The sequence below is a fragment of the Burkholderia mayonis genome (genome assembly GCF_001523745.2).
Lineage (GTDB): Bacteria > Pseudomonadota > Gammaproteobacteria > Burkholderiales > Burkholderiaceae > Burkholderia > Burkholderia mayonis.
Window position 1 is genome coordinate 576,008 of sequence record NZ_CP013386.1, and the last position, 16,948, is coordinate 592,955.

Annotated in this window: 18 protein-coding genes; 10 read left to right on the plus strand and 8 right to left on the minus strand. The window is 64.5% G+C overall.

Translation table 11 applies throughout. From position 1 onward, the window contains the following. Positions 1–129 precede the first annotated feature (129 nt). From argJ to WS70_RS02950, 3 genes are read left to right on the plus strand one after another with little or no spacing between them, the layout of a single operon-like run. Positions 130–1,371 (plus strand): bifunctional glutamate N-acetyltransferase/amino-acid acetyltransferase ArgJ, encoded by a 1,242-nt coding sequence (gene argJ / locus WS70_RS02940; RefSeq protein ID WP_059598092.1) that lies wholly within the window; start codon positions 130–132, stop codon positions 1,369–1,371. A 20-nt stretch (positions 1,372–1,391) separates the two neighbouring features. Then, positions 1,392–2,261 (plus strand): ATP-binding protein, encoded by an 870-nt coding sequence (locus WS70_RS02945; protein WP_059470680.1) that lies wholly within the window; start codon positions 1,392–1,394, stop codon positions 2,259–2,261. Further along, positions 2,258–2,707 (plus strand): NUDIX domain-containing protein, encoded by a 450-nt coding sequence (locus WS70_RS02950; protein WP_059598088.1) that lies wholly within the window; start codon positions 2,258–2,260, stop codon positions 2,705–2,707. Before WS70_RS02945 ends, WS70_RS02950 begins: the two co-directional genes overlap by 4 nt. A gap of 113 nt (positions 2,708–2,820) precedes the next feature. Here WS70_RS02950 and WS70_RS02955 read toward each other — a convergent pair whose 3' ends face one another. The 7 genes from WS70_RS02955 to WS70_RS02985 form a co-directional block, all read right to left on the minus strand. Beyond that, positions 2,821–3,024, minus strand: coding sequence for a DNA gyrase inhibitor YacG (locus tag WS70_RS02955; RefSeq protein WP_059470682.1), 204 nt, complete (start codon positions 3,022–3,024; stop codon positions 2,821–2,823). 35 nt (positions 3,025–3,059) lie between these two features. Next, positions 3,060–3,815: a cell division protein ZapD gene (gene zapD / locus WS70_RS02960; protein ID WP_059470683.1), complete on the minus strand. Its 756-nt coding sequence runs from the start codon at positions 3,813–3,815 to the stop codon at positions 3,060–3,062. Positions 3,816–3,964: 149 nt separating this feature from the next. Then, the gene (coaE, locus tag WS70_RS02965; protein ID WP_059470684.1) at positions 3,965–4,576 is read right to left on the minus strand and encodes a dephospho-CoA kinase; all 612 of its coding nucleotides are present in this window, start codon (positions 4,574–4,576) and stop codon (positions 3,965–3,967) included. A gap of 3 nt (positions 4,577–4,579) precedes the next feature. Beyond that, on the minus strand, positions 4,580–5,491 hold the full coding sequence (locus tag WS70_RS02970; RefSeq protein ID WP_059598089.1) for a prepilin peptidase: 912 nt from the start codon (positions 5,489–5,491) through the stop codon (positions 4,580–4,582). A gap of 44 nt (positions 5,492–5,535) precedes the next feature. Then, positions 5,536–6,753: a type II secretion system F family protein gene (locus tag WS70_RS02975; protein WP_059470686.1), complete on the minus strand. Its 1,218-nt coding sequence runs from the start codon at positions 6,751–6,753 to the stop codon at positions 5,536–5,538. Further along, on the minus strand, positions 6,750–8,027 hold the full coding sequence (locus tag WS70_RS02980) for a GspE/PulE family protein (protein ID WP_059470687.1): 1,278 nt from the start codon (positions 8,025–8,027) through the stop codon (positions 6,750–6,752). The genes WS70_RS02975 and WS70_RS02980 overlap by 4 nt, the downstream gene beginning before the upstream one ends. A gap of 100 nt (positions 8,028–8,127) precedes the next feature. Then, on the minus strand, positions 8,128–9,336 hold the full coding sequence (locus tag WS70_RS02985) for an HlyC/CorC family transporter (RefSeq protein WP_236861870.1): 1,209 nt from the start codon (positions 9,334–9,336) through the stop codon (positions 8,128–8,130). Between the two features lie 614 nt (positions 9,337–9,950). Here WS70_RS02985 and WS70_RS02990 point away from each other — a divergent pair. The 7 genes from WS70_RS02990 (at position 9,951) to WS70_RS03015 (ending at position 15,918) form a co-directional block, all read left to right on the plus strand. Continuing rightward, entirely contained in the window at positions 9,951–10,199 is a 249-nt protein-coding gene (locus WS70_RS02990; protein WP_059598093.1) for a hypothetical protein, read from the plus strand. Further along, on the plus strand, positions 10,192–10,395 hold the full coding sequence (locus tag WS70_RS31340) for a hypothetical protein (protein ID WP_144411913.1): 204 nt from the start codon (positions 10,192–10,194) through the stop codon (positions 10,393–10,395). Before WS70_RS02990 ends, WS70_RS31340 begins: the two co-directional genes overlap by 8 nt. 1,034 nt (positions 10,396–11,429) lie before the next feature. Then, the gene (gene istA / locus WS70_RS02995) at positions 11,430–12,929 is read left to right on the plus strand and encodes an IS21 family transposase (RefSeq protein WP_108033957.1); all 1,500 of its coding nucleotides are present in this window, start codon (positions 11,430–11,432) and stop codon (positions 12,927–12,929) included. After that, complete coding sequence (istB, locus tag WS70_RS03000) at positions 12,916–13,689, plus strand: IS21-like element helper ATPase IstB (protein ID WP_059596311.1); 774 nt, start codon at positions 12,916–12,918, stop codon at positions 13,687–13,689. The genes istA and istB overlap by 14 nt, the downstream gene beginning before the upstream one ends. After that, a complete protein-coding gene (locus tag WS70_RS03005) occupies positions 13,686–13,901 on the plus strand; it encodes a hypothetical protein (RefSeq protein WP_059472649.1) in 216 nt (71 codons plus the stop codon). The genes istB and WS70_RS03005 overlap by 4 nt, the downstream gene beginning before the upstream one ends. A gap of 335 nt (positions 13,902–14,236) precedes the next feature. Next, on the plus strand, positions 14,237–15,076 hold the full coding sequence (locus tag WS70_RS03010; protein WP_159082857.1) for a hypothetical protein: 840 nt from the start codon (positions 14,237–14,239) through the stop codon (positions 15,074–15,076). 254 nt (positions 15,077–15,330) lie between these two features. Beyond that, positions 15,331–15,918: a recombinase family protein gene (locus WS70_RS03015; protein WP_038774583.1), complete on the plus strand. Its 588-nt coding sequence runs from the start codon at positions 15,331–15,333 to the stop codon at positions 15,916–15,918. Positions 15,919–15,928: 10 nt separating this feature from the next. Here the strand turns inward: WS70_RS03015 and WS70_RS03020 are convergent, their stop codons facing one another. Next, complete coding sequence (locus WS70_RS03020; protein ID WP_226382805.1) at positions 15,929–16,318, minus strand: hypothetical protein; 390 nt, start codon at positions 16,316–16,318, stop codon at positions 15,929–15,931. Between the last annotated feature and the right edge of the window lie 630 nt (positions 16,319–16,948).

A 16,948-nucleotide genomic window follows, 5' to 3' on the forward strand; every position in this document is an offset into this window, starting at 1 on the left:
CGCCGCATCGTCTGTGCGCAAGATTTTTGAGGTGTGATGCGCGGCGGCGCGCGCGAGCGGCCGCCGGTTCTTCAATCCAATCGATGCCGGCTCGAACGCCGGCATTTTCCTTCGGGGCAGGTGCTTCAGATGGCTGTCAATTTTCCCTCGATCGATCCCGCGCAGTTGCATTCCGTCGCCGGCGTGACGCTCGGCTGGGCGGAGGCGAACATTCGCAAGCCGAACCGCAAGGATGTGCTCGTCGTCTCCGTCGACGAAGGCGCGACCGTGTCGGGCGTGTTCACCGAGAACCGTTTCTGCGCGGCGCCCGTGACGGTCTGCCGCGAGCATCTGGCGAAGGTGCGCGCGGGCGGCGCAGGCATTCGCGCGCTCGTCGTCAACACGGGCAACGCGAACGCAGGCACGGGCGAGCCGGGTCTCGCGCATGCGCGCGAGACCTGCGTGGCGCTCGCGAGCCTTGCGGGCATCGCGCCCGAGCAGGTGCTGCCGTTCTCGACGGGCGTGATCCTCGAGCCGCTGCCGATCGACCGCCTGAAGGCCGGCCTCCCCGCCGCGCTCGCGAACCGCGCGGCCGCGCACTGGTACGACGCCGCGCAGTCGATCATGACGACGGACACGCTGCCGAAGGCGGCATCGCGCCAGGTGACGATCGACGGCCACACGATCACGCTGACGGGCATCAGCAAGGGCGCCGGGATGATCAAGCCGAACATGGCGACGATGCTCGGCTTCCTCGCGTTCGACGCGAAGGTCGCGCAGCCGGTGCTCGACGCGCTCGTGAAGGACGTCGCGGACCGCTCGTTCAATTGCATCACGGTCGACGGCGACACGTCGACCAACGACTCGTTCATCCTGATCGCGTCGGGCAAGGCGAGCCTGCCCGAGATTGCGTCGGCCGATTCGCCCGCCTACGCGGCGCTGCGCGACGCGGTGACCGCAGTCGCCCAGACGCTCGCGCAACTGATCGTGCGCGACGGCGAAGGCGCGACGAAATTCATGACGGTGAAGGTCGAAGGCGGCAAGAGCGTCGCCGAGTGCCGCCAGATCGCGTACGCGATCGGCCACTCCCCGCTCGTGAAGACGGCGTTCTACGCGTCGGACCCGAACCTCGGCCGGATTCTCGCGGCGATCGGCTACGCGGGCGTCGCGGACCTCGACGTCGGCAAGATCGATCTGTATCTCGACGACGTGCTCGTCGCGAAGGCGGGCGGCCGCAATCCCGCGTATCTGGAAGAGGACGGCCAGCGCGTGATGAAGCAAAGCGAGATTGCGATCCGCGTGCTGCTCGGCCGCGGCGACGCGCAAGCGACGATCTGGACTTGCGATTTGTCGCACGATTACGTGAGCATCAACGCCGACTATCGTTCGTAAGTCATACGGGGCACGACATCATGGACCCACTCGAGCAGTTCCTCATCCGCGCCGAAGCGCTGCTTGGGCGCCTCGAAGCGATTCTTCCGCCGCCGCCGTCGGCAATCGACTGGACGTCCGCGTTCGCGTTTCGCTGGCGCAAGCGCCAGGGACGCGGCTATCTGCAGCCGGTCGCCGCGCGTTCGATGATCGCGCTCGACGATCTGCGGAACATCGATCGGCAGAAGGCGCTGATCGAGCAGAACACGCGTCAGTTCGTGAACAGGAAGCCCGCGAACAACGTGCTGCTGACGGGCGCGCGCGGCACCGGCAAGTCGTCGCTGATCAAGGCGTGCCTGAACGCCTACGCGGCGGACGGGCTGCGGCTCATCGAAGTCGACAAGGAAGATCTGCACGATCTGGGCGACATCGTCGAGCTGATCTCCGCGCGTCCCGAGCGCTTCATCGTGTTCTGCGACGATCTGTCGTTCGAAGAGGGCGAATCGGGCTACAAGGCGCTCAAGGTCGCGCTCGACGGGTCGGTCGCCGCGCAGTCCGACAACGTGCTGATCTATGCGACGTCGAACCGCCGCCATCTGCTGCCCGAGTACATGAGCGACAACGAGACGTACAAGCATCTGCCGGACGGCGAGATCCATCCGGGCGAGGTCGTCGAGGAGAAGATCTCGCTGTCGGAACGCTTCGGCCTGTGGGTCAGCTTCTATCCGTTCAAGCAGGACGACTATCTGACGATCGTCGGCCACTGGCTCAAGCATTTCGGCTGCGACGACGCCGAGATCGATACGGCGCGCGGCGACGCGCTCGTCTGGGCGCTCGAGCGCGGCTCGCGCTCCGGCCGGGTCGCATGGCAGTTCGCGCGCGATCGCGCGGGCCGCAAGGAGAACGCATGAGTATCGAAGTATCGAACGACGCGGCGCCGGCCGGCGCCGCCCGCAAGGTGACCGAGGTCGCGGTCGGCGTGCTGGTGCAGCCGGACGGCCGCTATCTGCTCGCGCAGCGTCTGCTCGGCAAGCCTTATGAGGGTTACTGGGAGTTCCCGGGCGGCAAGCTCGAGGCGGGCGAGAGCGTCGAAGCGGCGCTCGCCCGCGAACTGCACGAGGAGCTCGGCATCGTCGTGACCGAATGCCATCGCTGGCATACGCTTGAGCACGACTATCCGCACGCGTACGTTCGCCTGTATTTCTGCAAGGTGACGGGCTGGACGGGCGAGCCGCATAGCCGCGAAGGGCAGGCGTTCGTCTGGCAGCGTCTGCCCGTCGACGTCGCGCCGCTGCTGCCCGCGGCGCTGCCCGTGCTCGAACTGCTCGCGCGCGAGCAGGGCGGCGAGCAGCAATAAACGTGCGCGGGCCCTTGGTCCGCCGGCTTTCCTTCCATCCAGTCACGGCTTTTGGGGGACGCAGCCTGCGGCGCCTGCCGCATCCGGCCTCGGCTGTTCGATGCGGCCGGCGGTCAGCCGCGGCCGCCGTCTTCCCGATGGCCTGCGTCGTCGTCGGACGGCGCTTCGTCATCCGTTCCGCCGATCCTGTACTTCTCGGCTGCCCAGGCACCGAGATCGAGCTGCTTGCAGCGGGCGGAACAGAACGGGCGGAAACGGTTTTCGGGCGTCCAGCGGACTTCCTTGCCGCAAGACGGGCATTTCACGACGGTAACCATACGGATGGAATGATTGATGCGGCGCGAGGCCGCCGTTACAGATTGCAGAGCGTGAGCTGGAACGGTACGTCGATGTCGACCGCGCGCGGCCGGACGTCGCCGTCCTGCGCGGTGAAGCGCACCCACAGCATGTACTTGTTTGCGCTCGCCTCGGGAATCACGTGCAACTCGGGGGGGATGCGCACCTGCATCAGCTGATACGTGCGTCCGGACAGCATCTGCTGATAGCTGCCCTGCATCGCCATCACCTTCGAGGCTTGCCCGGATTCGCGCGCGAGGCGCAGCACGATCATCGCGGCGTCGCGCAGCGGCAAGAGCGGCATTGCCCATTTGGCGATGTCCCGGCGGCGCTGCTCGGCGGGCCACTGCTGCCACGCGTAGTACGATGGGAGATCGAATTTGCAGGTGCCGCCGGGGATGACCGCGCGGCTACGGATGCTTGCGAGCCATTCGTTGTCGATCAGATGCTGGCCGGTCTTGCCTTGCATCTGCGCGAGGTTCGCGAGCGTCTGCTCGATTTCGCCGAGCACCGCTTCAAGCGCATTCTGCTCGATGCCGGGATTGCCGCGAAACGGCGCGAGCGTCTGCCGCTGGCGCTCGAGTTCCTTCATCAGATCCGATTTCAGATCTGCGCGGCCCGCGACTTCGGAGATTTCGAACAGCGTCGTCAGCGCGACATGATGCTCTCTCGCGTCCTCTTGAGCCACGAAGAACGTGAAGCGTTCGAACAAATCTTCGAGACGCAACAGCGTGCGGATTCGCTCGTTGAACGGATACTCGTAAAGAATCAAGCGCGCTCGCCTCTCGCGTAGGGGGTGACCAAAATTGCAGGGACATTCTAATGCTCACTGCCTACCCTAGCAATCGCGCCATTTTTCGGGACGCATGACGGCGTGTTGCAGTTCCGTGCATCGGATGCGACGTATGCGCCGCAGGCTCGTCAATTCTTCGCCGCGGCTGCGTATGCGAGATAGCGTTGGTGCAGTGCGGCAACGTTGGCTGCGAGTTCGTCGTGCGACGCATTGTCGTTGACGATCACGTCGTCGGCGGCGGCAAGCCGTGCGTCGCGCGACGCCTGTCGTGCGACGATCGCCTCCACTTGCTCGCGGCTGAAGCCGTTGCGGCGCATCACGCGCGCGATTTGCGTCTCGACGTCGCAATCGACGGCGAGCACGCGGTTCACACGCGCCTTCCACGCTCCCGATTCGACGAGGAGCGGCACGACGAAGACGACGTACGCACCTCGCGCCGCGATAGCCTCGCGCTCGGTCTCTTCGCGGATCAGCGGATGGGTGATCGTTTCGAGTCGCTTGCGCGCGAATTCGTCGCTGAAGATCAGCGCGCGCATCTTCGCGCGATCGAGCGAACCGTCGGCTGCGATGAACTCCGCGCCGAACTCGCGCTCGATGAGCGGCATCGCGAGGCCGTGCGGCGCGGTGATGCGGTGCGCGATCAGATCGGTATCGACGATCGATGCGCCGAGCTCGCCGAACAGATTCGCGACGGTCGTCTTGCCGCTGCCGATTCCCCCCGTCAATCCCACCGAAAACATAGATCAGCCTCCGAGCAGCAGGTAGAACGGCGTGCCGAAAAAGAGGGTCGCCGCGCCGCCTGCCGCGAGGAACGGGCCGAACGGCAGCGGTTCCTCGAAGCGCATGCGGCCGCGCCAGGTCGCGACGAGACCGATCGCCGCGCCCGCGACGGCGGCGATCAGCACGATTTGCGGCAACGCTTCCCAGCCGAGCCACGCGCCGAGCGCGGCGAGGAGCTTCAGGTCCCCATAGCCGATCCCTTCGATGCCGCGCAGCAATTTGAACAGCCACAGAATGCACCAGAGGAACAGGTAGCCTGCGATTGCGCCGATCACCGCAGTGCGCAGGCTCACGAACGTATCACACAGATTGACGCACAGGCCCGCCCACAAGAGCGGCAGCGTCAGCGAATCGGGCAGGAAGCCGGTCTGCATGTCGATCGCGCTCATGGCGAGGAGCGCCGCGCACAGGCCGAACGCGGCGAGCGCAGCGCCGCTCGGCCCGAAGAGCGCGAGCGCGCCGGCGGCGAGCGCGCCGCTCGCGAGTTCGATGAGCGGATAGCGGACGCCGATCGGCGCACGGCAGCCGCGGCAGCGACCGCGCAACGCGACGTAGCTGAGGACCGGAATGTTCTCCCACGCGCGGAGCACATGGCCGCAGTGCGGGCACGCGCTGCGCGGCACGCAGAGGTTGTAGCGCGGCGGCAGGCCGTCGTCGGCGGGCGGCTCGTCCGTCGCTTCGGCGATTTCCGCGAGCCACGCGCGTTTCATCATGATCGGTAGCCGATGGACGACGACGTTGATGAAGCTGCCGACGACTAGGCCGAACACGATCGCGAACGCAAGCTGCATTCCCGCGGGGAGCGTCGTGAACGCGGCGAGCGGCCCGGCGGCAGCGTGCGCGGCCGGATCGGGAAGGAACGGATTGGGCGTCATCGAGGCGGTTGGCATCGTAAATGGAGTCGGATTCGGCTGCGATGCTACACCACGTTGCCGAGCTGGACGATTGGCAAGTACATCGCGATCACGAGTGCGCCGATCAGTGCGCCCAGCACGACGATCACGACGGGCTCGCACAGGTTCGCAAGCACGCCGATCTGTTCGTCGATGCGGCGATCGCAGAGCGTCGCGACGTCGATGAGCATCGTATCGAGCGTTCCCGATTCCTCGGCGACGGCGATCGGCTGCACGACGTCGTCCGGAAAACAGTCTTCGGCGCGCATCGCGCGAGCGAGCCGCTCGCCATGCTGCAGGCGTGCGGCGATGCCGGCCGTCGCGCGATCGAAGCACGCGTTGCCGGTCGCGTTCGACAGCGCGGCGAACGCGTCGGTGAGCGGCGTGCCGGCAGCGAGCAGCGTGCCGAGCGCGCGGCTCCAGCGCGCAGCGGCGAGCGCGCGCACGAGCGGTCCGGCGAACGGCGTGCGCAGCAGCGCCTGCGCGAGTGCAAGGCGCGCGGCTTCGGAGCGATGTGCTGCGTAGCGGGCGGTGAAGCAGACGAGCAATGCGACCGCGGCGGCAGGCGCGCTCCAGCGTGTCACGCTGGCAGAAAGCGTCAGGATGAAGCGGGTCGGCGCAGGCAGTGCGGCGCCAAAGCCCGCGAAAATCTGTTCGAACGTCGGCACGACCCAAATCAGCAGGGCCGCTGTGATCGCGAGCGCGAACAGCAGCACGGCGAGCGGATAAGCGAGCGCGCCCCTGACCCGTGCATACTGGGCAGCCGCGCGTTCTCGATCGTCGGCGAGCCGCGCGAGCACCGCGGCGAGCGCGCCCGCCGTTTCGCCGACCGCGACCAGTTGGCAGAAGAGCGGATCGAACTGGCGAGGGTAGCGGCGCAGGGCGGCGGAGAACTGCCGTCCTGCGATGATTTCCCGCGCGAGCCCCGCCGCGATGCGGGGCATTTCGCTTCGCTGCGTCGCTTGCGCGAGCAGTTCGAGCGACGGCGCGAGCGCGAGCCCCGCGTGCAGAAGTCCTGCGAGTTGACGCGCGAAACGTGTGACGTCGCGTGCATGCACGCCGGGCTGCGGCGCCGTGCCGCGCGCTTCGATATGCAGCACCGTGACGCCCATGCGTTTGAGCGCCGTGCGTGCGGCGGACGGATTGACGGCGATCAGCGTGCCGCGGCGTCGCGCGCCATCGGTCGTCACGCCCGCCCAGCGGTAACGGGCCTCGATCGGCGTGGCCGGGCTGTGTCCGCTCATTCAGCCTCCGTCGCGCCGAGCGCTTCGTCCAGGCTCGTCGTGCCATCGCGCACGCGTGCGAGCGCCGCATCGCGCAAGCTCGTCATGCCTTCGACGTGCGCCTGCCGCGCGAGTTCGGCGCTGCTCGCGCGTGCAACGATCAGGTTGCGTTGCGCGGCAGACAGCGGCATCACCTGATGAATGCCGATACGTCCCCGATAGCCGATTCCGTGGCACGCGGCGCAGCCCGTCGCCGCATAAGGGCGCCAGCCGGCGTCGAGCGAAGCGGCGTCGAGGCCCGCCGCGCGCAGCGCATCGGGCGCCGCGCCGGACGGCGCGCGGCACGCGGCGCAGAGGCGGCGCACGAGCCGCTGGGCCGTCACGAGTCGCAGGGCGGCCGCGAGGTTGTACGGCGCGACGCCGATGTCGAGCAATCGAGCAACCGCTGCGGGCGCGTCGTTCGTATGCAGTGTCGACAGCACGAGGTGGCCAGTTTGCGCAGATTTCAGCGCAACGTCGGCAGTTTCTGCGTCGCGTATCTCGCCGACCATGATGACGTCAGGATCCTGGCGCAGGAACGCGCGCAGCGCGACCGCGAAGGTCAGGCCCGCCTTCTCGCGCACGCCAACCTGATTGATCCCGTCGAGTTCGATTTCGGCCGGATCTTCGACCGTGCAGACGTTTCGCGATACGTCGTTCAGCATTTGCAGGAAGCAGTACAGCGACAGCGTCTTGCCGCTGCCCGTCGGTCCCGTGACGAGGACGAGGCCGTGCGGCGCGCCGATCGCCGCCTCGACGCGGTGCGCCTGCGCGGCGTCGAAGCCGAGTGCGCCGAGCGACAGATCGGCGGGAAGCGTCTCGAGACGCCGCAGCACGAGCTTTTCGCCGTGCAGCGTCGGCAGCGAGCTGACCCGGTAGTCGCCCGCGCGCCCTGGCGCAAGCGCGAGCCGCAGCCGGCCGTCTTGCGGCACGCGACGCTCGGCGATGTCCATCCGCGCGAGCACCTTGATGCGCGTCACGCATGCGTCGCGCAGATGGGCGGGCGGCCGGGCGAATTCGTGCAGCACGCCGTCGATCCGCAGGCGCACGCGCCAGCCCGATTCGCCTGGCTCGATGTGAATGTCGGACGCGTCGCGCTCGTGCGCGGCGCGCAGCATGTCGGCGACGATACCGACCGCGGGCGCGTCGTCGGCGAGTTCGGCGGCGCGGTGACGGGGCGGGGCGGCCGCCGCGGGCGGAAGCGGCGTCGTCGGCCACGCGGAAGAAAAAGAAGGGGAAGATGGCGTTGCGGACATCGGACTCGGCCTCGTGGCCGCCTGCTCGACACGATGGAGCGATCATCGCGCGTCGCGCAGGGCGGCCGCCAGTCGGTCGATCGGCCAACCGCGCCGCGCGTCAAACGCTCAGCGCGCGTCCCCCGCGCGACGTGCGCGGCTTGAACAGCTTGACCGTGCGCACGCCCTGATCGTCGCTGCGCATCACTTCGATCATCACGTCGCTGATCTTCAGGCAGACGTCACCTTCGGGAATCTCCTCGAGCATTTCGAGGATCAGGCCGTTGAGCGTCTTGGGTCCCTTGGTCGGCAGGTTCAGGTGCAGCCAGCGGTTCAGCTCGCGCAGCGGCATGCTGCCCGCGACGATGCATTCGCCGTTCGCGTCCCAGCCGCTCTTCGAATTCTCGCTTCTCGGCATCGTCGTCGTGAATTCGCCGATCAGCTCCTCGATGATGTCCTCGGGCGTGACGAGCCCCTGCAACTCGCCGTACTCGTTGACGACGAGCGCCGTGCGCTGCCGGCTTTCCTGGAAGTACTGCAATTGCTGGAACACGGGCGTGCCGGACGGCACGTAGTACGGTTCCGTGAGCAGCTCGCGCAGCGTGCCGCGGTCGAAATCCTGGTTGTGGAGCGCGGCGAGCGTCTTGCGGACGTGCAGCACGCCGAGCACGCGGTCGATGTCGCCTTCGTAGACGACGAGCCGGTTGTGATAGCAGGTCTCGAGCTGATGCAGCACGTCGTCGAGCGGCGCAAGGATGTTGAGCGCCTCGATCTGGCGGCGCGGGATCATCACGTCGTCGACGGTGATGTTCTCGAGATCGAACAGGTTGAGCAGGATGCTGCGGTGCTTGGTCGGCATGAAGCTGCCCGATTCGAGCACGAGCGAGCGCAACTCCTCGGTCGACAGCCGCTGGTCGCGCGCCCCCTTCGTGTTGATCCGCAGCGCCGCGAGGATCGAGCCCGACAGCGTATTGACGAACCACACGATGGGCATCATCACGCGCATCAGCGGCGCGATCACGACGCTCGCCGGCAGCGCGATCCGTTCGGGGAACGTCGCGCCGACGATCTTCGGCGTGATTTCGGCGAACACGATGATGAGAAACGCGACGATGCCGGTCGCGATCGACAGCACGAAATTGTCGTGGCCGAACGTGCGCAGCGCGATCGACGTCGTCAGCACCGGGATGATCGTGTTGAAGAGGTTGTTGCCGATCAGGATCACGCTCAGCAGCTGATCGGTCCGCGCGAGGAGCCTCTGCGTCGTTTTCGCGCCGAGCGCGCCTTGGCCCGCGAGGTGTTTGAGCCGATGGCGGTTGAGCGCCATCATCGCGGTTTCAGAAATGGAGAAGAAGCTGGAGCAGAGAAGAAGCAGGAAGATGGCGCCGATTTGCGCCCATAAGGGAATTTGGTCCACGCGTCGGAGAGTCGGTGAATGACAGGAATGGGAAAGACTATAGCAGAGGGGCGCGGTTGGTTCGCGTATGGCGTCGCCCCGCGGGGCGACGCCGCCGTTGCGCAAAAAAAAACCGCGCATCGTTTGCGCGGTTTTCTGCAAATCTGGTCGGGGTGAGAGGATTCGAACCTAGTTCACCCAATCAAATCAATAGGTTACAATCGAGCGCGTAGCCGCTAGAACATGAGAGTGTAGCAGATTCCCACTCAATTTGACCATACCCCAAAATTTGGCTACTGTTGAGGCCGTCACGGAGACACCGTGGCCGGGTTTGGCGACCCGATTATTAGGAGGCGGACGAGCCGCCGCATGTGCGGCTTTTTCGTCTGCATGCCTTTGTGCGCCTATGCGATCAATGGGTGGGCCTTGGCAGGGAGACCTTCGGGTCTGCCGGTTGCCTCCTATGCCGGTTCGCCAACCCTGCCTTGTGCCCGCCCGCCCATTTGGCGATGGGAGAGCGGGTCTTACGTTTTCATAGGAGGCCCGACGTGCATCAACCCCCCGCTTGTTCAGAACTCTCGGAACCTACCCTAGTCGATATCGCGCTCGTCGGTGTCGATAACCTGTCCGCTTTATCGAGGTTGCTCTCAGCCAAGGATGGCGTAGCGTTATTTTCCGGTTCGGATTTGGACGAGCAAAAAGCGATCTTCGACCTTTACGGCGTTACGCTCACCGCAGTTCGCAGCGCGCTTCATGAACTCAGAGCGAAGAATTGCCCGGAGGTGCTGCATGGCTGAAAAATTTAGACGCACATGGCAACCAGCGCCGCAGTCTCGCATTATTCGTATCTTGGGTCAGGTGGCGGCTTTGACTGATTTTATGCATGGCGACGGGAGCGAAGCATTTGCAATGTTGAGCGACAAGACGAAAGACGAATTGCGCGCATTGTTTAACGTGCTCAATACGGATTTACGGCATGCCATAAGTCCGTGATAGCGCTGCACCGCCGTGGAATTGATTGGCTATCGGTGGCGGGATAACTGATTTACCCATATTTGGGCTACGCGCGTACACGCGTGCGCACACACAACGGCCTCGGTTTTCGCGCGCAATCGACAAGAATTATTGCAGTTTGCGTTTTGAACCGACGAACCGGTCGGTGTCGGGGATCGAAGGTCGCGCAATTCAAACACCCCCACTGGGTGTGAACGCCGGTCCAAATCCGACACTAAACGACGGCGTTCTGGAATTGAGCGTTTGAAGTGGCCGTGCTTGGAAGATGATGTTTGCGGGGTAGCGACGCTGCGGATGCCTGACGCTTTGCGCGTCGGAGGGAGCCCGTAGGGCGAGTGCAGACGCGCAAAGCGCGTTGAGGGATGACGGCGCGGATCGGTTGCGGTAGAAAGGCACACCGCCGAAGAAACAACCGGCGCGACACCGGTCAAACCGCCAAGTTCACCCCGGGGTCGCGCCACACTGGACACAGGTGCGGGGCCACGGGGCCAAGCACAGGGACACGTGCAGCCGCAGTATTCCACGGCTGGGCGGACCCTGTCGATATCGACCTGCCATCGGCGTTCCACGGGGACCGCCGATGCTGCCCACGGGCCGCTTCTTCCTGTGCGCCCGCTGCCGGGCGCAGGTGTTCATTTGCCGCCGCTGCGATCGAGGCCAGATCTATTGCGCCGGCGGCTGTGCGCAAGCGGCCCGGCGCGCGAGCTTGCGCGAAGCGGCTCAGCGTTACCAGAGTTCTCGCCGCGGGCGTCTTGCCCATGCGCAGCGCGCCCGTCGTTATCGAGCGCGACACAATAAAGTGACGCATCACGGTTCACCTGCGACGGGGCCCAGTGCTCTACTGCCAGCGGACTCGATGCGCGCCGCTGTCACTCACAGTCGTGTCGCGGCATCGGCGCCGGCGACAACGCATTGCCATCGATGCGGCTGCGCCTGTTCGCCATTCGTGCGCCTTGGCCCGTTGCGCCGTCGAGTTCCTCACTGCATCTACCGATTCCGAGGAGGCTCTAAAGGTGACGATTGACGCTGAACTCGAAGCCCATATCCTGCGGCTCTACCACGTCGAGAAGTGGCGCTGCGGCACGATCGCGCAGCAATTGCACGTGCATCGCGGCACCGTCAAACGGGTGCTCGCACAAGCTGGTCTGCCGCGTCATGGACCGGCGCCGCGGCCTTCGATGATCGAGCCATACCTGCCATTCATTCGCCAAACGCTGGAGAAGTATCCCACGCTCACCGCCAGCCGCCTTTACGGCATGGTGCGCGAGCGCGGCTATCAGGGCCGGCCCACGCACTTCCGACATCTGATCTCTCTGCACCGGCCACGCCCGCCTGCCGAAGCGTACCTGCGGCTGCGCACGTTGCCCGGCGAACAGATGCAATGCGACTGGGGGCACTTCGGTCACTTGCATATCGGCCGTGCGCGCCGGCCCTTGATGGCCTTCGTGATGGTGCTCTCGTACTCGCGCGAACTGTATCTGCGCTTTTTCCTCGATGCGCGTATGGAGAACTTCCTGCGCGGCCATATCGGCGCCTTCACGCGCTGGGGCGGCCTCGGTAGGGTCGTCCTCTACGACAACCTGAAGAGCGCCGTCCTTGAACGCCAGGGCGACGCCATTCGTTTCCACCCGACGCTGCTCGCCTTCGCCGCACACTATCGGTTCGAACCCAGACCCGTAGCCATCGCGCGTGGTAACGAGAAGGGCCGCGTGGAGCGCGCCATTCGTCACGTCCGCGACGCGTTCTTCGCGGCCAGACAGTTCACCGATCTGGATGACCTGAATGCGCAAGCCGAACACTGGTGCCGCACGCAGGCGGCGGATCGCCCGTGCCCGGAGGATCGCATGATCAGTGTGCGCCAGGCGTTCGCCCAGGAGCAGCCTACGCTGCTTGCGCTACCGGAGAATCCCTATCCCGTCGAGGAAACGCTCGCCGTCAAAGTCGGCAAGACGCCCTATGTACGCTTCGATCTGAACGACTACTCGATCCCGCACACGCACGTGCGGCGCACGCTCACGGTACGGGCCGATCTCGAGCAGGTACGCGTGCTGGACGGTGCCGAGATCCTTGCGCGCCACGCTCGCAGTTACGACCGCGGCGCGCAAATCGAAGAGCCCGTTCACATCGAGACACTGGTCGGCGTCAAACGCGAGGCCCGTCATCATCGCGGCATGGATCGCTTGGCCAAGGCTGCCCCCGCCAGTCAGGATCTGCTGCGCCGCGCGGCTGAACGCAATGCGAATCTGGGCACCATCACGGCGGCGCTGCTGCGGCTGCTCGAACGCTACGGCGCTGCGCAATTGCAGGCCGCGATCGGCGATGCGCTACAAAGCGGCGTGCCGCACCCGAACGCCGTGCGCCTGGCGCTGGAGCGCCGCCGCGAAGCGCTTGAACTGCCACCACCGCTTGCCGTGTGTCTGCCGCCACACGTACGCCAGAAGGACACGCCGGTCCAACCCCACCGGCTCGATACCTACGATCAACTTGCCGGAGGCACGGATGAGCTCGCTTGAATCATTGCGCACACGCGCGCAGGAATTGCGTTTGCACGGGCTGCTGGCCCACTGGCCCGAGGTTGCGCAGGAGCCGTGGGTCGCGCCGCTCGTGCAGTGGGAAGAAGACGAGCGAGCCCGTCGCTCGCTCGAGCGGCGCATCAAGGAATCACATCTGGGCGGCTTCAAAGCCTTGTGCGACTTTGACTGGGGTTGGCCGTCACGGTGTGATCGCGGTGCCATCGAAGAACTGATGACGCTCGGGTTCATGAAGGACGCCGCCAACGTCGTGCTCATCGGCCCCAACGGCGTGGGCAAGTCGACGCTGGCGAAGAACGTCGCGCATCAGGCGCTCGTGCATGGGCACACGGTGCTGTTCACCACCGCCGGCAATATGCTGGGCGAACTGGCTGCGCTCGATAGCGATTCAACGCTGCGCCGGCGCTTGCGTCGCTATGCTGCGCCCGACGTCCTTGTGATCGATGAGGTCGGATATCTCTCCTACTCGAATCGCCACGCCGATCTGCTGTTCGAGTTGATCAGCCGGAGATACCAGAACAACAGCACCATCGTGACATCGAATCGACCGTTTGCAGAATGGTCAGAAGTGTTCCCGAACGCCGCCTGCGTCGTGTCGCTCGTCGATCGCCTTGTGCATCTCGCCGAGGTCATCTCGATCGAAGGCGAATCGTACCGCCTGAAGGAAGCCCGCGAGCGGGCCGACAAGCGCGCCCGGCAGCGTGGCCCGAGCAAATCGGCCAAAGGAGGCGAGTCATCATGACAGCCGTGCCATTGCCCTCAGGCCTCACGCGCGGCTTGAACTTCGTCGTGCCCGACGACTGGACGCCCGAGCAGGCGCTCGCCGTGTTCGAACTGCTCGACGACTTGCGCGAACTCATCTGCGCACGCTATCTGCCCGACATGCAGCGTGTCCTTCGTGGCGATCGTCGGCAACGTGAACTGCCGCTCACCGAGCACGACCCGCCGTTCTGATCGGCGACATTCAAAACAAAGGGGCCCGCGTGGCCCCTTTGTCGTTGACTGTTTCGCTCAACCTTGTGCCGTCGTTTAACGGCGCTTTTACACCGGCGCTAACACTGGGGCTGGGCGTGGCGCGTGTACCTTTGTCGCGCGCGTATAGCGCTGTGGTAGGGGCTGGGTGTCGGGTTAGGGGGCGTGTACCCGTGAATCACGAGCGGTACAGGCGTGCTTAAATTGGTTGTGCGCGCAACGAGGTTAATGAATGGATGAACGCAAGGTAGTTGCCGGTAGTAACAGTGGTGGCCACGCCAAGCACCGCGATCTGACGGGCCGGGGCGAGTAAGGCGATGCGATCGGCAGGCAAAAGGCTACGGGCTGAAGAGTGGCTGCAATGGCATCGAGAGGACTGGGGCGGCGCGGCGATGCCGACCGAGCCACCAGCAACGGTTGTAATGGGCGCCGTGAATCGGCTGGCAAAGAGCGCGGTACAGCAGTGGTTACGGAACCCGCACGATGGGCTATGGGGCTGCATGATCGCGATAGACAGCCTACAGCAGCAATGGTCCGTACAGAAGCGCATGGCGGATAAGGTGTCGTGGCGGAAACACTTTGCCGGGAAGACGCCGCCCGAGAAAGCCGAATGGCCGAAGGGTGCGAACGCACGGAATCACACATATTGGAAATGGATGGAATGGCGGGCGAATGAGCATAAACGGTTGGCTGAAATGGCCGTACAGGACGCCATGCGCCAGCAAGCTGACCGAACCCAAAGAGCCGCCGAAGCCGCTGACATCCACCCGTGGGCGCGCCGCGAGGATATTCGGGCTGCATGGCGCGTGCAGGAATACCGCTGGAGAGAGGCGGCGGTATGGCGGAGCATCGTGTATGCGTGCTGGCGGGACACGCGGCCTGGCATAGCGGCATGGCCGGTTTGGATGCGGCCACAGACGGGTGGGAAGAAGGGCAAGCCGCGCGCATTGCCAAGGGTCGATGAGCCGCGCGACAGCAATCATTCGCAAGGGCGTAACCAGAGGCTGCGGCAGGTCTTCGAGGGATTGCCGACGCGCCCCGATCAAATGACGGCGATACAGGTTATGACGCTGGCAACAGGGAGTGCGCCAGATTGGATGATACCCCGGCAAGTGGACCCGCCGAAGCGCCCCGGACGGCCGCGAAAAGCGACGTAAAAAGTCTGCGGAAAGTTGGGCGAATACGAACCGCCGTAATCTACGGGAAGCGCCGTCCCACGTCGAAAATAATTCGCCGTGAGTCGTATTACGTGCTCATTCGGAATGCCGGGCGGAAACAGTGTTCGAATCGGATCAATAGGGTATACCTGACTGAGCCAAACGTGAGTCATTGAAAATATGGCTCAATAGGATTGACAGTGTGTGAGCCAGTAGCTACCATTGAGCTATCAATCTAATTGAGCTAGCGAGCCATGCGGAAACTCTACTACGGGCGCATTTCCACCACGGACGGACAATCAGCAGTCAGCCAGTACGCCGACGCGAAAGCGCACGGGGTCAAGGAAAAAGACGTGTTCGTTGACGAAGGCGTGAGCGGGTATCACGTTGCGCCGGATCAACGCCAGCAATGGCAACGCGTAGAACACGACTTGCGGCACGGCGGCGTGCTGATTGTCCGCTGGCTCGACCGGATCAGCCGCCGATACGACGAATTGCACCGCACGATGCGCCGCTTGATGGATATGGGCGTTCGCGTCGAATGCACGTTGAACGGCATGGTATTCGATGGCGGCGCGACGGATCCGATTGAGAAAGCCACGCGAGACGCTGTACTGGCATTCATGGCCGCGCAGGGCGAAGCAGACTACAAGAACCGGGTGGAGATGCAGCGGCGAGGCGTAGCGATTGCCAAGGCCGAAGGGAAGTACACGGGACGCCAGCGCGCCGCCGACTACGCCGAAATTAAGGGCTGGCGGGCCGAGAACGGCGCAACCATCTCGGCAACGGCGGAGCGCTTCGGCGTGAGTACGGCTACGGTCAAGCGGGCCTGTGCGGCGTGAGGGCACGCATTTATAGCGGCGTCTCTTGCAGGGTGTCGCACAACACGACAGCCTCGGCACCGGCGGATTGCTCCATCACGAACAGCAGACACTTTCCTGATGCAATGTCAGCGTGAACCGCCTGAATTTTCTCGGCACTAGCTTGCGCCCGGTAGTCGTGCTGGCTGCTCGCCCAATTTACGTAGGTTGCAACCTCATCCAACGTGAATTGGTATTTCGGGGAAATCAGAAGCCGCGCCACAACGTTTTGACGGGTGAAGTCGTTAATGCGCACCGCCCGGACGCCGGATAGCAGCAATTTCGACATTTTTCCGTCTGCACACTCGAAGCTCAACGAAAGGGCGGAAGCGGAACGCGAATACTCGCAACCGATGAATTCAGCGTCGTGGTAATTTTTCATAGCGGCAGTCGGTTGTTAGTTCTCAGGGCAGCGGAGAGAAACTCACGCCGGGACCACGAACCGGGAATCCCCCGCCCACGTCATCCCAATTGTGCGCATGAGGTATCCCCTGCCCGTGGTCGTGATCGAAATCAAAGTCTACGACGGGTAGGCCGTTATTTCCGAATAAACGCATTTGCCCCGAGCCGGGATTCGTATACCACGACCCCGCCGGCCCCGTGTTAGGCGTGCCCGCTAAAATAAAACTCCCGTCGTCTGGCACGTCGGCAGCAAGTTCGAACGGAGCGGCCTCACCAAGAAGCGACGACGCACCTCCGATATCATTACTGGCCAAGCTACTACCAGTACCAGCGACAACGCTTTCCAGATAGCTTATTAGTTCATCCGCCGTCACATTGCTGGGCGTCGCCCAACTCGGGAGCGGCTTGTCTACTGGCAACGCGGCCACTCCCGGCACGCTGGCGAGCCTGTTAGCCCGTGGAAATGGCGGGGTTGAGGGCGAACCTCCGGCAGAACCACCACGGGCCACGGGTTGATCGATGGACACCGATACCCGCCCGTCCTCTATGGCGGACCTAAGCGCAGCGACTGGATCGCTATGGAATGCACCAATCCCCAGTTTCCGAAGGT